This is a genomic window from Mycobacterium sp. EPa45 (assembly GCF_001021385.1).
Taxonomy (GTDB): Bacteria; Actinomycetota; Actinomycetes; order Mycobacteriales; family Mycobacteriaceae; genus Mycobacterium.
The window spans coordinates 3030535-3044394 of record NZ_CP011773.1 but is presented as its reverse complement, the minus strand read 5'-3'; the positions used below and the strand labels follow the sequence as shown (position 1 = coordinate 3044394).

The following is a 13860-nucleotide window of genomic DNA, read 5'->3' as shown; positions in this document are numbered from 1 at the left end:
CGCGCCCTGACTACGGCGCGACGCTCAATCGGTCCGCCAGCATGCGCGGCCGTCCATTGGATCTGGCGTGCAACGTATTTCGCTCGATCTTGCCGTTGGCGTTGATCGGCAGCGGCTGGTTCCAGAACACCAACTCCTCCGGGAGCTTGTACTTGGGCAGTCCGTCGGCGATCAACGCACCGGCAACATCCGACAACGACACGTCGGCACCGGCCTCGAGCACGAGAGCGACTGCCAACCGCTCACCGGTCCTGGAATCGGGCACCGAATACGCGGCGCATTCGCGCACCCCCGCTATGCGCGAGACCGCCTCTTCCACTTCGGCCGACGGTATTTTGAGTCCGTTGCGAATGACAATGTCCTTGATCCGCCCGACGATTCGGACCCGGCCACCGGAGAGGTCAGCAACATCGCCGGTACGGAACCAGTCGCCGTCGAAGGCAGCACCGTCGTCGTCGGCGTCGGCGTATCCGAGGAATGTGTGCGGGCCCTTGATGCAACACTCACCCGGGTCACCGGAAGAACCCTCGCGCACCTCGACGTCCTGCAGTGGCACGCCGTCGTCGGCGTGCCGGGTCGACCGCGACTCCGTGCGCAAGCCCGATGTGCTAACCGGCACCTCCGAGGACCCGTATGCACGCATGACGACGATGCCGAAGTCGTCCTCGACACGCTCGACTATGCGCCGGTCGAGCGCCGTCCCGCCCAGGTAGACCGCGCGCAGCGGCACCGGACGGCCGCCGGCCTCGTCGAGTAGCCGGTCGAGTAACCGGTCCGGACCGCCGTACCAGGTCGCCTTCGAGGACAGCAGCAAGTCGCACGTCGCCGGGGGGTTCCAGCGATCTTCGAGCACGATTGGGGCGCCCAGCAGCGGGGCGATGAACAACGCTTGGACGACACCGGTCACGGATGCCAGCGGGCTGATAAGGAAAATGCGGTCCTCCGCGGCGAGCCCTGCCGCCGCGATGTAGTTCGTGGACGCCTTCAATAACGTGCTGAGTGAATGGATCACGCCTTTCGGCCGCGACGTCGTACCCGACGTGTACAGCACGAAGCTTGGCTCGTCGGCCGCTCGGACCGTTGACGCGCGCACAGCTGGTTCTGCCGTGTAGTCCACGTTCACCCAGGTGCAGCTGCCCTCCGGTAGCTCCTGCCCATATCCGGGTGCCACCCCGAACACTGCCCCGGTGCGACCGACGATGTCGATGATCTGAGCCGCGCCGGCGCTTCGCGGCACCAGGAGCACCACTGCGTCGATTCGAATGGCGGCGTGCACGATCACCACGGACTCGATGTCGTTGCCGACCACGATGACCAGGGGCGAATCCGCACTCACCCCGGCGGCGCGGAGCGCTTGGGCTGCTGCGTCGACCCGTGTGTCGAGGTCGGCATAGCTGACCTCGGCGTCCCGTGCGATCAGCGCGGTGCGCGTCGGATGATCGGCCGCCGCAGAGCGGACGACGTCTAACGGGAGCCCGGACCAGACCCTGTCGGCCCGGTACCGGGCGCGCAGCGCATCCGCACGATGTCGTGCGTGAAGTAGCAGGTCACCCGTGCCGCCCATGGCATCCTCCCATGCAAATGATGATTCTCCTCAGCGCAAATGTAACCTCTCACCCATGCCTTCAATAACTTTCGACGATCAGGTGGCCATAGTTACCGGCGCCGGAGGCGGCCTGGGCCGCTGTCACGCACTCGAACTGGCCCGTCGTGGTGCGCGCGTCGTGGTGAACGACCTGGGCAGCGCTGTCGACGGCACTGGTGCATCAGCCTCCGCCGCGCAAGCCGTGGTGGACGAGATCACCGCCGCCGGCGGCATCGCGATCGCCAACGGTGACTCCGTCGCCACCGATGAAGGCGGCGCAGCCATCGTGGGAGCGGCGTTGGATGCCTACGGTCGAGTCGACGTGCTCGTGAACAACGCGGGCATCCTCCGCGACGCCGCGTTCAAGAACATGACCGCCGATCAGGTCGACGCCGTGATCGCCGTGCACCTCACCGGCGCCTTCAACGTCACCAGGGCGGTGTGGCCGGTGATGCGGGAGCAGAATTACGGCCGAATTGTTCAGACTACCTCGGGCACAGGGCTTTTCGGCAACTTTGGGCAGGCCAACTACGGCGCCGCCAAGATGGGTCTGGTCGGCATGATGCATGTTCTGGCGATCGAGGGTGCCCGGAACAACATTGCCATCAACGCGATCGCCCCGATCGCCCGGACCCGGATGACCGAGGAGATCATGGGCGACGCCGCAAAGGCCATGGATCCCGAACTCGTCACTCCGGTGGTGGTCTACCTCGCGCACCGGAGCTGTGGCCGCACCGCACACATCTACTCGGTGGGGGCGGGCAAGGTGTCACGGGTGTTCATCGGGCAGACCACGGGCATCGAGGACACCGGGCTGACCGCAGAAGTCGTCGCAGAGAACATCGACAAGATCGACGACACCGCGACCTTCAGGATCCGCGGCGGGCCCGAAACCGGGTAGGGCCTCAGCAACCCTGGAATCTGGCCGGGCGTCGCTCGGCGAAGGACCGCAGCCCTTCTTGCAGGTCTGCGGTCGTCGACACCACCTCCTGAGCCCAGGCCTCCTGCTCGAAGGCTCGATCGCGACCGGACTCCGACGACACCGACAGCAGCCGTTTGGTGAGCGAGAGCATCACCGTCGGTCCCGACGCCAGCCGGGTCGCGAGTTCGTCGGCAGTTGCCTCGGTGTCTGCCGGCGGCACCACACGATTGACCAGTCCGAGGCGCTCGCATTCTGCGGCACCGACAGGTTCGCCGAGCATCAACAGTTCAGTAGCCTTGCGCAGCCCGACGATTCGGGTGAGAAGGTGGATCGCGCCCGAATCCGGCAGGATGCCGCGGTTGACGAACGCCTGCACTAGGCGGGCTTCGGTCGACATCACGACCAGATCGCATGCGAGCACCAGGCTGGAGCCGGCTCCGACCGCGGTGCCTTTCACGGCGGCCACTACCGGCTTGTCACAGTCCAGCACGGAACTCACGAGACGCTGCCAACCCTCCTGCAGCATCCGTGCGATATCGCCCGGACGCTTCTGTTGCGGCGGCGTCGAGGCGGCCGAGTTCTGTGGCAACCCTGCCCCGGAGCAGAAGTGCCGATCCCCCGCCGCCGTCAACAACACCGCGCGGACGGCCGGGTCGTTGTGCGCGCACCGAAAAGCGTCGGTCAGTGCATCACGGGCCAAGGGCGACAATGAATTTCCGACATCGGATCGATCGATCCGGATTCGCTGAACTCCGTCGCCATCGACTGCGACGGCGATACCAGATACCTCTTCGGTCATTTCCAGCGCCCTTCGATCGTGCCGCGTTAACGTCGTTTCCGCTTTTCGGGTATCTTAATTTCCACCTTGGCCCGGCGACGTAGCGGGCCGCCCCGAGGAGGTAGCGGATGGCCGATGCAGCAAGTCCGGCTGGCCAGATCACCGACGAGGGACTGGCCCGGCTGCGCGCCACCATCGGAATCGCCGTCCCGCACACCCAGCCGCCGCATTATTACCGGCCCAACGAAGACGCGTTCCGACATGTGGCGGAAAGCTACGGCGACGCCAACCCGCTCTGGTGCGATCCGGAGTACGCGGCGAAATCGGTGTGGGGCGAACCCATTGCCCCACCCGCGCTCGTCGGCGGGGACACTCTGATCGGCGAGGACGAAGTCACCGAACTCTCGGATGCGGACCGGGCCCTGACGAAGGGCGACCCGTTGCGTGGTGTACACGCGTTCTACGCCTCGTCGTCTCGGGAATGGTGGACCCCACTGCGCGCCAATCGCCGTGTGTTCCGCCGCAATGCACTGGTGGCCGCTCTCGACAAAAGCAGCGAGTTCGCTGAGCGTGCCGTCCACGAGTGGTCCGCCCAGGTTTTCCGGGACGAGGACGGCTCCCTGCTGGGCGGGCAGTACCGCAACATGATCCGCACCGAGCGCAGCAAGGCACGCGGCAAGAAGAAGTACGAGGCCGTCGAACTCAAAACCTGGACACCCGAGGAGATCGCCGACATCGACGAGAGGTACGCCCGGGAGCGCCCGCGTGGCGCCGAACCCCGGTGGTGGGACGACGTCTGCGAAGGAGACTCCGTCGGCCCGCTGACCAAGGGGCCGCTGACGGTCACTGACATGGTGTGCTGGCACGTCGGCATGGGCACCGGCATGTACGGCGTACGGCCACTGCGACTGGCCTGGAGTAACCGACAGCGCATTCCTCGTTTCTATACGCCGAACGAGCACGGCGTGCCCGATGTGCAACAGCGTGTGCACTGGGAACCCGGGGCGGCGCGTAACGCGGGCAACCCGACGACCTTCGACTACGGCCGGATGCGGGAGACCTGGCTCATCCATCTGTGCACCGACTGGATGGGCGACGACGCGTGGCTGTGGACCCTGGACTGTGAGTTCCGGCTGTTCAACTACGTCGGTGATCTGCACACGATCACCGGCACGGTGACGCGCAAATACCTGGCCGAAGGCGACCGCCCTGCCGTCGACCTCGAACTGGCTGCCATCAACCAGCGGGGCGAGATCACCGCCCCCGGCCGGGCGACCATCCTGTTGCCCAGCAGGGAGCGTGGCCCGGTACGCCTGCCAGACCCGCCCGGCAACGCTAGCAACCTCACTGAATTGCTGACAGCGGTGTCGGCCCGATTCGGTGACCGCTGAAGCATGGATTACGCGAGTGTGCCAGGGCTGCGAGCCGAGCAGCGGCGTGCAACGCTGGCCCTGACCTTCGACCGGGCCGACCGCCGCAACGCGGTGAACGACACCATGCTCGACGCGATGATCGGTCATCTCGCGGCAGCCGGCACCGACGAGTCGGTACGCGTGGTCCGCATCGACGCCGCAGGCCCGGACTTTTGTGCGGGTTCCGATCTGATCGCCAACAACGCGAAATCGGAACGCAAACCGCGCGTTGGCAGTACGCAACGCCGGCTGCCCAACAAAGCCAACCGCCTGATCCCGCTGATGCTCGAAACACAGGTACCCATCGTCGCCGTGGTGCGTGGCTGGGCAGCCGGACTCGGATTTCACCTCGCCATGGCTGCCGACTTCTGCGTCGTCGCCGAGGACGCTCGATTTTGGGAACCGTTCATGGCGCGGGGATTCACTCCGGACAGCGGGGCGTCCTGGCTGCTCCCCCGTCTGATCGGCATGGTGCGCACCCGACAGCTGTTGATGCTCGGCGACGAGATCCCGGGCCTGACCGCGGCGGAGTGGGGCATTGTGCATTCCGCTCATCCAGACGGTGAACTCGACGCGGCGGCTGACGCCCTCATCGACAAGCTTGCCGCGGCCCCAACCGTTGCTCTCGGCCTCACCAAATGGTTGCTGCACAGCGGTAACGGCCTCGACCTCGACCGACATCTACAAAACGAGGCCATGGCCCTCGAACTATCCAGTCGCAGCGAGGATTTCAAAGAGGGCCTGGCGGCGTTCCGGGACAAGCGGGACGCGGAGTTCACCGGCCGATGACACGCTTACCGATCGATGCGTCCACCAGCGCCGCCGACGCCGTCTCAGCGGTGCAGCAATGGGTGGTCGCCGAAGTGCCTGAAACCTGGCGAGTCGCTGCCGAAGACGGACCGAGGGCACTGCGCGCCGCACGCACCGCCGTCGATTACGAGCAGTGGTATCCGACGTTCGCCAACTCCGGGCTCGTCGTCCCCACCTGGCTGCCCGAACACGGCGGTCTCGGCATCGGCAACGACGTCGCGCGCGCCGTCGAAACCGTACTCGCACCGCTTCGGTTGCGCCGGTTGAATCCGTTGGGTCTCAACAACGCCGCGGCGGCACTGTTCAGCCACGGCACCGACGAGCAGCGGCTGCGGTTCCTGCCGCCGATCGTGCGCAACGAGGAGAAATGGTGCCAGCTGTTCAGCGAGCCCGGCGCCGGGTCTGACCTCGCCTCACTGGCCACCAAGGCGGTGCGTGACGGTTCGGACAGCGACGCGGATTGGGTGATCACCGGCCAGAAGGTGTGGACAACGTGGGCCGACGAGGCCGACTTCGCGATCCTGTTGGCCCGCACCGACCCGGAACAGCCCAAGCACAAGGGCATCACCTACTTCTTGCTCGATATGCACCAGCCCGGTGTCGAGGTGCGCCCCTTGAGACAGATCACCGGCGAGGCCGAGTTCAACGAGGTGTTCCTCGACGGCGCGCGGGTCCCCGACGCCCACCGTGTCGGCGAACGTGGCGACGGCTGGCGCGTCAGTGCCTCGACGCTGTCCAGCGAGCGCCAGATGGTTTCCGGTTCCGGCTCCGGCGGCATGGGCCGGCTCGGGGGGTTCAGCGCCGAGCGGTTGATCACGCTGGCGCAGGAGCGCGGCCGGTGGGGCGACCCGGTCATCCGCAATAAGGTCATGCGGCTGTGGGCGCAGGAGCAGATCCGCGGTTGGACCAACGCCCGCGTGCGGGCGGCGCTGTCGGCGGGGCAGTCTCCCGGCGCGGCCTCGTCCATCGGGAAGGTGCACCAAGCGACCCTCAACCAGCAGATTCAGGACCTCATGGTCGACCTCTTGGGCACCGATGCCGTCGCCTGGACACCACCCCCGGCGGGCGACGACCTGTTGCCACCGGAGGTGCAGGGATGGATGCGCAGTCTTGCCAACAGCACCGAGGGTGGCACCACAGACATCAACAAGAACATCCTCGGTGAGCGTGTTCTCGGTCTGCCCAAGGAGCCGGACCCGTGGAAAGGCAAGCCCTGGAAGGACATTCCGCGGTCGTGAGCGAGTATGAACGACTGATTGTCGAGAAGTCCGACGGCATCGGCTGGTTGATCCTGAACCGGCCGGAAGCCGGTAACGCGTTCGACGCGCTCATGCTCGACGAGCTCGAACACGCCTGGGCCGATCTCGACGCCGACCCGGCGGTCCGCGTGATCGTGAACACCGCCAACGGGCGATCGTTTTGCACGGGAATGGACGTCGTCCAGGTCGCCCGCGACAAGAGCGCGATGCGCAAGCACTCGCGCCGTACCCGCGACGCCGAGCTCAAGATCTCCTCGTGGCACTGCGCGGTCGCCAAGCCCGTTATCGCCGCGGTCAACGGCGTGTGCGCCGGCGGAGGTTTGCATCTCGTCGCCGATGCCGACATCGTCATCGCAGCGCAGAGCGCGTCCTTCGTGGATCCGCACGTATCGGTGGGCCAGGCCGTCGCCTATGAGGCGATCACCCTGCTCCGCAAATCTCCGATGGAACAAATCCTCCGAATGACCCTGAGCGGCAGGGGCGAGCGGATCTCGGCGCAACGCGCCTACGAGCTCGGGATCGTTTCCGAAGTCGTTTCCGGCGATGCGCTCAAATCGGCGGCGGCGGTGCTCGCTGCCGCGGTCGCGGCAAACTCACCGACCGCCTTGCGAGCCACCAAAAAGGCGCTCTGGCGGTCACTGGAAGTCGGCTTGTCCGAGGCGAAACGCGAAGCTGCTCAGGAGATCTGGCGCCTTCGCAACCACCCCGACCACGCCGAGGGTGTTCGCGCCTGGAAAGAAAAGCGCAGCCCGAATTGGCAATCGACCTCGACTGCGGAGGTGCAATGACGTATCGACGGCTCATCGTTGAACGGCGAGGGCCGGTGGGGTGGCTCATCAACAACCGCCCCGACCGACTCAATGCCTATGACGCGGTCATGCGTGAGGAGTTCGCCAGGGCCTGGGCGGAACTCGACGCAGACCCGCAGGTGCGCGTCATCGTGCACACCGGAAACGGTCGCGCCTTCCAGGTGGGTGCCGACGTCGAAGATCTCGATGGTGAAGCGGTGCAACAGTTTCAGGAGACGATGCGCACCCTGGACCTCAAGCTCACGGGCTGGCACTGCAAGGTCGGCAAGCCGATCATCACCGCGGTGAACGGAGTATGCGCCGGAGGTGGCCTGCACTGGGTGGCCGACGCCGACGTGGTCATCGCCTCATCGGACGCAACCTTCGTGGATCCCCACGTCTCGATCGGGCAGGTGAGCGCGCTGGAGACGATCGCGCTGATGCGCAAGATGCCCGCTGAAGCGGTTCTGCGCATGGCACTGGTGGGTAGCTATGAGCGGCTCACGGCCCAGCGGGCCTACCAACTGGGCATGATCAGCCAAGTGGTCGACCCGCCTGAACAACTCCGTGACGCTGCCCAGGAGCTCGCCGAGAAGATCGCCCGTAATTCCCCTGTCGCCATGCGGGCAACCAAACGCGCGCTCTGGGGCGCCCTCGAATACGGGCTGACCGACGCGTGCAGGGAGGGAGCGAAGCATCTGACCTCGGTTTGGGGCCACCCCGATCAGGACGAGGGTCCCCGGGCCTTCGCCGACAAGCGAACTCCGCAGTGGGCTCCTATGGAGACCGACTCGTGAGCCTCGCCCAACTTCTCGACAGTCTGCCGCGGATTGCGGTGCACACCGTGGACGCCGATGTGTCCAGTAGCGACTTGCGTTCCAGCGCGGCGCATCTCGCCGAGATGCTGACTGAGGCGAACGTGCAGACCGGCCAGGTCGTCGCCGCAATGCTCCCGAACGACGCCACCACCGTCGCCGCGCTGTTCGGTACCTGGCGGGCTGGAGGCGTCTATACCCCGCTCAATCCGCGGGCAGCGGACGCCGAGCTTGTCGCCCAGCTCGACACCCTGCGCCCGGTTGCGGTCATCACCACACCAGAACTGGCACATCGCTTCACCACGTCGGGCCTGCCGGTGATCCAGGGTGCGGACCTGTCCTGGAGCGCCACGCCCGGGCGTCCGCCCAAGGATCCGCGGCACTACGACGCCGACGTTGCTCTGCTGCAATTCACCTCGGGGACCACCGGTGCCCCGAAGCCGGTTCCTCTGCGCCACGCCACGGTGCTCGACCTGATCGATCGGCTTCTGGACAAACTTCGCGGCAATAGAGCGGCGGGAAAGCGGACCGACCGGGCGCCGATGCCCAACCTGGTGCCGCTGTCGCTTTCACTGTGGGCAGGCATCTATCAGGTGCTGTTCGCTTTCCGCGCCGGTTCCGGGGTGGTACTCATGGATCGCTTCTGCGCACCCGACTTCGCCGCACTGGTCGCCAAACATCAGTTGCGTTCAACTGTGCTGCCGCCGGCGGCCCTCACGATGGTGTTGCACGACGAGACGGTCACCGACCTGACGCCGCTGAAGATCGTCCGATCGATCACTGCACCGCTCTCCCCGGTGCAGGCCGGTCGCTTTCGCGACAAGTTCGGGGTCCTGGTGCTCAATTCCTACGGACAGACTGAACTCGGTGGCGAAGTGGTGGGCTGGTCTGCGGCGGACGCACGCGAGTGGGGTGGGACCAAGCTCGGTTCGGTCGGCCGGCCGCTGCCGGGCATCGACGTGTCGATCGCCGAGGACGAAGTGATGGTGCGAACACCGACCACGGCGGCACGCAAGATCGATCCCGCGTTCCTGGACCGGTTGACCGATGACGGCTGGTTCCACACGGGCGACCTGGGCTGGTTCGACGATGATGGCTTCCTGTGGCTGGACGGCAGAGTGTCCGACATGATCAACCGCGGTGGCCTCAAGGTCTTCCCGGGCACGGTCGAGGACGTCCTGTTGGCCGCAGAGGGAGTTCGCGAAGCCGCGGTCGTCGGCATCCCCGACGAGCGTCTCGGTGAAGTCCCGTGGGCGTTCGTCTCCCGTACCGACGACGCGGTCACAGAAGGTGATCTCATCGCATGGTGCCGGGAACGTTTGACTCCCTATCGAATCCCGTCCCGGATCCTTTTCGTGGACGCCCTGCCGCGCAACGATGTCGGCAAAGTGGTCAAGCGCGAGCTGCTGACCATGGCAGCCGCGGGAGGAGTGTCGTGACGTACAAGATCGACCCCGAGGTGCTGCAGCGGGTCGTCAACGAGGCCGTCGGTTCTGGGCTCGCCGCGGACGAACTCATCAGCCGCACCATCGAGCTGCTGGCCGCGGCCTACCCCAACCTCATCGACTCGACTCCGGGACGCTGGGTGGCCAGCACCGCGGGCGGCATCCTCGGTAAGGTCCGATTTCTGTACTTCAGTCCGCGCGAGTACGTGGTCATCTTCGGCACCCCGACGGGAACGCAAGGATTTTCGGGCCGCTATCGGCGCGTCGACATCGACAAGTTCCTGCTTGCCGGCCAGATCGACTCCTACGACGTCGAATCCGACGATACCGGCCACCTGACGCTACATCCCGGCGACCGCGGCCGGATGGAGCGGGGACATGCGCGGGGCCTGACGATCCACCCTGGCTCGTACCACGTCGAGTACGGCCGCGGATTCGTCGCGCAGACCCTCCCCTTCGCCATGGTGGACACCCTGCTAGTGTCGCTCGAATTCGCCTCGGTTCGCCGATCTGCGGTCGAATTCGCCGCGCTGTTCCGCAAGCGCCGCCGGGCATGACCACCGAAGTCATCGGTGCCTACAACGGGATCTCGGTCCGGCTCGCCCGTCACCTCGACGCTCAGGTCGTGCCACCTGACAGCCCGATTTCCTCAGGCACAGACGGCGTCGTGGTCGTCGCCGACGTAGCCGACCCGACCTTGCTAGGCGACGTCGACAGCGCGACGTGGCGACGACTGGTCCAGGATCCGTTGTGGCGCACCATCTCGACGTTTCAGCGCGCATACGCCGCGATGCGGGATCGAGGTGGCCGCATCGTGCTCATCGTGCCGACTGTCGGTGTGGCGGGCGCAGCGCGTCTGGTGCCCTACCTCACGGCACTCGAGGGGATCCGGGCGATGGCGAAGTCTGCGGCTCGGCAGTGGTCAAGTCAAGGCGTGCTGGTGAACACGGTGGCCGTGCCGCTCGGGCTGCTGGCGCCCCGGCTGGCCGACCTGGACACCCATCTGACTGCGCCCGCTGTCGACAGTGGCGACGGCGACGCCCTCATCGAGAGTATCGCCGAAACGACGAGATTCTTGCTGCGGCGCGACGTCGGCCACCTGGTCGGCCAGACGATTTCGGTGGATGGCGGGTCGGTGATGCTTCCGTGATGCTCGATGACCACACAGTGTTGGTGACCGGATCGGGAGCAGGCGTCGGCCTCGGCATCGCCCGCGCACTGGCAGCCGACGGCGCGCATGTGATCGTCGCGACCAGGAATGAGAACGGTGCCGCGGCAGCGGAGGAGATCCGCGCACGCGGCCACTTGGCAACCTGGGTGCGGTGCGATGTCACCGACGAGGAGTCGGTGCGCACCGCGGTCGCCGAGGCGGTTGCGGCAACTGGCGGCCTCGATGCCGTTGTCCACAACGCCACCAGCAATGCGTCTAGCCAACCTCATCAGCTCGCCGAGGTTGACCAAGAGCTCTTCGAGGAACACTCTTCGGTGTCTCTGATCGGCGCCTTCAACTGTGCCAAAACAGCTTTCGATGCATTGCGGGTGCGCGGCGGGACAATCCTCGTAATGACCTCTCCCGCGGGCATCGAGGGCAGCGCGACGCTACCCATGTACGCGACGATGAAAGGCGCGCTGCGTGGTTTCGCGAAGAGCCTGGCTCGCGAATGGGCGCCGCATCGCATCACCGTCAACGTCATCTCGCCGCTGGCCTACTCCCCCGCCATGACAGCCGCGATCGAGGCCGAACCCGCCATGGAAGCGCGCCTGGCACGCCGCATCCCGCTCGGCCGCATCGGTGACCCGGAGGGCGATATCGGTTCTGCCGTTGGCTTTCTCGTCGGGCCGAGGGCGCGTTTCATCACCGGGCAGACGCTGGGCGTCGACGGCGGGCACTTCACCAGCCTCTAGGAGTCGCATGGAACTCGGGCTTGTCCTACCGCACTCCGGACCGATGGCGTCACCGACATTCATTCGCGACTTCGCGACAGTGGCTGAGGAGCACCGGTTCGACGGCCTCTGGGCAGTCGACCATCTGGTGCTGCCGCGGCGGGTCGATTCCCCCTACGTCCTGGGCCGCGCACCGGTGACGGTGGCCGATGGCTGGCTGGCCGATCACCTCGCACCGAACTTCGAGATGATGACCACGCTAGCGTGGGTGGCAGCCCAGACCAGCACGATCCGTCTGGGTACGTCCGTGGCCGTGCTACCCATCCGCAACCCGATCGCCAATGCCCGCCAACTCGCCAGCCTGGACGTGCTGTCGGGCGGACGCCTGACGTACGGCGTCGGTATCGGCTGGATGCGCGAGGAGGCCGACGCCATGGGGCTGCCGTGGCACCGGCGCGCGGCCCGCAGCGAGGAACACGTCGCTGTTCTGCGTGCTTTCTGGGAGGGCGACGAGCCTTTTGTCGAGTTTCACGGCGAGTTCGTCGACTTCGACGAGATGGACCGCCGCCCCCAACCGGTCCGCCGGACCATTCCGATCCTGGTGGGCGGTCACTCGCCGGCGGCTCAGCGCCGCGCCGTGCGGATTGGAGACGGCTGGATCGCCGCACCGATGCCTCCGCAGCGCCTCGTCGAGCTGATAGCTCGGCTTCGGCGGATCGCCTCGGAAGAGGGCCGGTCACTGGAAGAATTCCGCATTGTCGCGGGCGCCGCCGTCGGTGACGTGGCTACGGTCACCAGTTTCGTGCAGCCGTACCGTGAGGCCGGGGTCGATCACCTGCAACTCGTTCTGCCCGACGCCGACCCGTCGGAAACCATCGACCTCATCGCCGCTATCGCTTCGACTGTCCGGGGTGAGAATACAACTTCTCGTAATACGATAATGTAGTTACCGCACTGGGCGTGTACGGACAGGTGAGGAGTCGACCGTGGACAACGGACAGTTCGAGGTGTGGGACGCAGACAACCACATGTACGAGACCATTGACTCATACACGCGGTACCTGCCGGAGAAATACTCCGAGGCGTTGAAGTTCGTCGATGTGAAGGGTCGCAAGAAGTTACAGATTCTCGGGACGATCACCGAGACCATCCCGAATCCAACCTACGAGGTCATTCCGACACCGGGCGCGTGGGCCGACTACTTCCGGGGGATCAACCCCGAGGGCAAGACGCTGCGCGAGCTCGCCCAGCCTATCCGTTGCCCCGACGAGTTCCGGCGTCCCGACCTGCGCCTGGCGCTGATGGATCGCCAAGGGGTGGACGGCACCGTCATGTTCCCAACCACGGCCGGCATGCTCGAGGAGCGGACGAAGTCCGATACCGAACTCACCCATGCCGTCACCCATGCGTTCAACCGATGGCTGCTCGAAGACTGGACGTTCAACTACCAGGACCGGATCTTCGCCGTTCCGGCCATATCTCTGAACGATCCCGCACTCGGCGTCCAGGAATTGGAGTGGTGCCTGGAGAACGGTGCCAAAACGGTTCTGATCCGGCCCGCACCGGTGCCACGGGAAGACGGCACATCCCGGTCCGCGGCGCTGCCCGAGTTCGACGACTTCTGGCGGCTTGTCGAATCCGCCGGCATATCCGTCCAGATGCACAATTCGGACTCCGGCTACGAGCGCTACATCGACGACTGGGAAGACGCCGCCGAGTTCAATGGGTTCGCGCTGAGCAAGTTGCGCGGATTCATTTACGAGGAGAGCCGCAACATCTTCGACACCCTCGCCGCGTTCATTGCGCACGGCGTCTTCGAACGGTTCCCCGGTGTGCGCATCGGCGTGGTTGAGAACGGTGGTTCCTGGGCGCATCGCCTGATCGACGTCTTCGACCGCGTGTACCGCAAGCGGCCGTACGACTTCAGCGAGCATCCGGCCGACGTCTTCCGCAGGCACGTCTGGATCAACCCGTTCCATGAAGAGGACATGTCCCAGCTCGTGGAGCTCCTCGGCGCGGATCGCGTGATGTTCGGATCGGATTTCCCGCACCCAGAGGGTCTCGCCGAGCCCAAGGACTTCATCTCCGAGTTGGCGAACCTGCCGCAGGACACCGCGGCCCGGGTCATGGGTCGCAATCTCAAGGATCTGCTGGGAGTCTGA

14 protein-coding genes are annotated in these 13860 nt (G+C 65.9%); 12 read left to right on the top strand and 2 right to left on the bottom strand.

All coding sequences use genetic code 11. The features are described from left to right. Positions 1 to 10 precede the first annotated feature (10 nt). Entirely contained in the window at positions 11 to 1564 is a 1554-nt protein-coding gene (locus AB431_RS14460) for a class I adenylate-forming enzyme family protein (RefSeq protein WP_047330509.1), read from the bottom strand. A gap of 55 nt (positions 1565 to 1619) precedes the next feature. Here AB431_RS14460 and AB431_RS14455 point away from each other — a divergent pair, with 55 nt between their 5' ends. Further along, entirely contained in the window at positions 1620 to 2486 is an 867-nt protein-coding gene (locus AB431_RS14455; protein WP_047330508.1) for an SDR family NAD(P)-dependent oxidoreductase, read from the top strand. A 4-nt stretch (positions 2487 to 2490) separates the two neighbouring features. On the opposite strand, the gene AB431_RS14450 is transcribed toward AB431_RS14455, so the two are convergent. Then, positions 2491 to 3306 (bottom strand): enoyl-CoA hydratase/isomerase family protein, encoded by an 816-nt coding sequence (locus AB431_RS14450; RefSeq protein ID WP_047330507.1) that lies wholly within the window; start codon positions 3304 to 3306, stop codon positions 2491 to 2493. Positions 3307 to 3413: 107 nt separating this feature from the next. Here AB431_RS14450 and AB431_RS14445 point away from each other — a divergent pair, with 107 nt between their 5' ends. The 11 genes from AB431_RS14445 (at position 3414) to AB431_RS14395 (ending at position 13860) form a co-directional block, all read left to right on the top strand. Further along, positions 3414 to 4676 (top strand): hypothetical protein, encoded by a 1263-nt coding sequence (locus AB431_RS14445; RefSeq protein ID WP_047330506.1) that lies wholly within the window; start codon positions 3414 to 3416, stop codon positions 4674 to 4676. 3 nt (positions 4677 to 4679) lie between these two features. Further along, the gene (locus AB431_RS14440; RefSeq protein WP_047330505.1) at positions 4680 to 5486 is read left to right on the top strand and encodes an enoyl-CoA hydratase/isomerase family protein; all 807 of its coding nucleotides are present in this window, start codon (positions 4680 to 4682) and stop codon (positions 5484 to 5486) included. Then, entirely contained in the window at positions 5483 to 6745 is a 1263-nt protein-coding gene (locus tag AB431_RS14435; protein ID WP_047330504.1) for an acyl-CoA dehydrogenase family protein, read from the top strand. Before AB431_RS14440 ends, AB431_RS14435 begins: the two co-directional genes overlap by 4 nt. Next, the gene (locus AB431_RS14430) at positions 6742 to 7554 is read left to right on the top strand and encodes an enoyl-CoA hydratase/isomerase family protein (protein WP_047330503.1); all 813 of its coding nucleotides are present in this window, start codon (positions 6742 to 6744) and stop codon (positions 7552 to 7554) included. The genes AB431_RS14435 and AB431_RS14430 overlap by 4 nt, the downstream gene beginning before the upstream one ends. Next, positions 7551 to 8351, top strand: coding sequence for an enoyl-CoA hydratase/isomerase family protein (locus AB431_RS14425; RefSeq protein WP_047330502.1), 801 nt, complete (start codon positions 7551 to 7553; stop codon positions 8349 to 8351). Before AB431_RS14430 ends, AB431_RS14425 begins: the two co-directional genes overlap by 4 nt. Then, positions 8348 to 9808 (top strand): class I adenylate-forming enzyme family protein, encoded by a 1461-nt coding sequence (locus tag AB431_RS14420; RefSeq protein ID WP_047330501.1) that lies wholly within the window; start codon positions 8348 to 8350, stop codon positions 9806 to 9808. The genes AB431_RS14425 and AB431_RS14420 overlap by 4 nt, the downstream gene beginning before the upstream one ends. Beyond that, complete coding sequence (locus tag AB431_RS14415) at positions 9805 to 10371, top strand: isomerase (protein ID WP_047330500.1); 567 nt, start codon at positions 9805 to 9807, stop codon at positions 10369 to 10371. Before AB431_RS14420 ends, AB431_RS14415 begins: the two co-directional genes overlap by 4 nt. After that, on the top strand, positions 10368 to 10964 hold the full coding sequence (locus AB431_RS14410) for an SDR family oxidoreductase (RefSeq protein WP_047330499.1): 597 nt from the start codon (positions 10368 to 10370) through the stop codon (positions 10962 to 10964). Before AB431_RS14415 ends, AB431_RS14410 begins: the two co-directional genes overlap by 4 nt. After that, complete coding sequence (locus tag AB431_RS14405; RefSeq protein ID WP_047333423.1) at positions 10964 to 11719, top strand: SDR family NAD(P)-dependent oxidoreductase; 756 nt, start codon at positions 10964 to 10966, stop codon at positions 11717 to 11719. Before AB431_RS14410 ends, AB431_RS14405 begins: the two co-directional genes overlap by 1 nt. A gap of 7 nt (positions 11720 to 11726) precedes the next feature. Further along, entirely contained in the window at positions 11727 to 12644 is a 918-nt protein-coding gene (locus AB431_RS14400; protein WP_047330498.1) for an LLM class F420-dependent oxidoreductase, read from the top strand. Positions 12645 to 12726: 82 nt separating this feature from the next. Then, positions 12727 to 13860, top strand: coding sequence for an amidohydrolase family protein (locus tag AB431_RS14395; RefSeq protein WP_047333422.1), 1134 nt, complete (start codon positions 12727 to 12729; stop codon positions 13858 to 13860).

Excerpts from the sequence above, each read along its gene's own strand:
- AB431_RS14460 (WP_047330509.1), bottom strand. The coding sequence starts at position 1,564 with ATGGGCGGCACGGGTGACCTGCTACTTCACGCACGACATCGTGCGGAT.
- AB431_RS14455 (WP_047330508.1), top strand. The coding sequence starts at position 1,620 with ATGCCTTCAATAACTTTCGACGATCAGGTGGCCATAGTTACCGGCGCC.
- AB431_RS14450 (WP_047330507.1), bottom strand. The coding sequence starts at position 3,306 with ATGACCGAAGAGGTATCTGGTATCGCCGTCGCAGTCGATGGCGACGGA.
- AB431_RS14445 (WP_047330506.1), top strand. The coding sequence starts at position 3,414 with ATGGCCGATGCAGCAAGTCCGGCTGGCCAGATCACCGACGAGGGACTG.
- AB431_RS14440 (WP_047330505.1), top strand. The coding sequence starts at position 4,680 with ATGGATTACGCGAGTGTGCCAGGGCTGCGAGCCGAGCAGCGGCGTGCA.
- AB431_RS14435 (WP_047330504.1), top strand. The coding sequence starts at position 5,483 with ATGACACGCTTACCGATCGATGCGTCCACCAGCGCCGCCGACGCCGTC.
- AB431_RS14425 (WP_047330502.1), top strand. The coding sequence starts at position 7,551 with ATGACGTATCGACGGCTCATCGTTGAACGGCGAGGGCCGGTGGGGTGG.
- AB431_RS14410 (WP_047330499.1), top strand. The coding sequence starts at position 10,368 with ATGACCACCGAAGTCATCGGTGCCTACAACGGGATCTCGGTCCGGCTC.
- AB431_RS14405 (WP_047333423.1), top strand. The coding sequence starts at position 10,964 with ATGCTCGATGACCACACAGTGTTGGTGACCGGATCGGGAGCAGGCGTC.
- AB431_RS14400 (WP_047330498.1), top strand. The coding sequence starts at position 11,727 with ATGGAACTCGGGCTTGTCCTACCGCACTCCGGACCGATGGCGTCACCG.
- AB431_RS14395 (WP_047333422.1), top strand. The coding sequence starts at position 12,727 with ATGTACGAGACCATTGACTCATACACGCGGTACCTGCCGGAGAAATAC.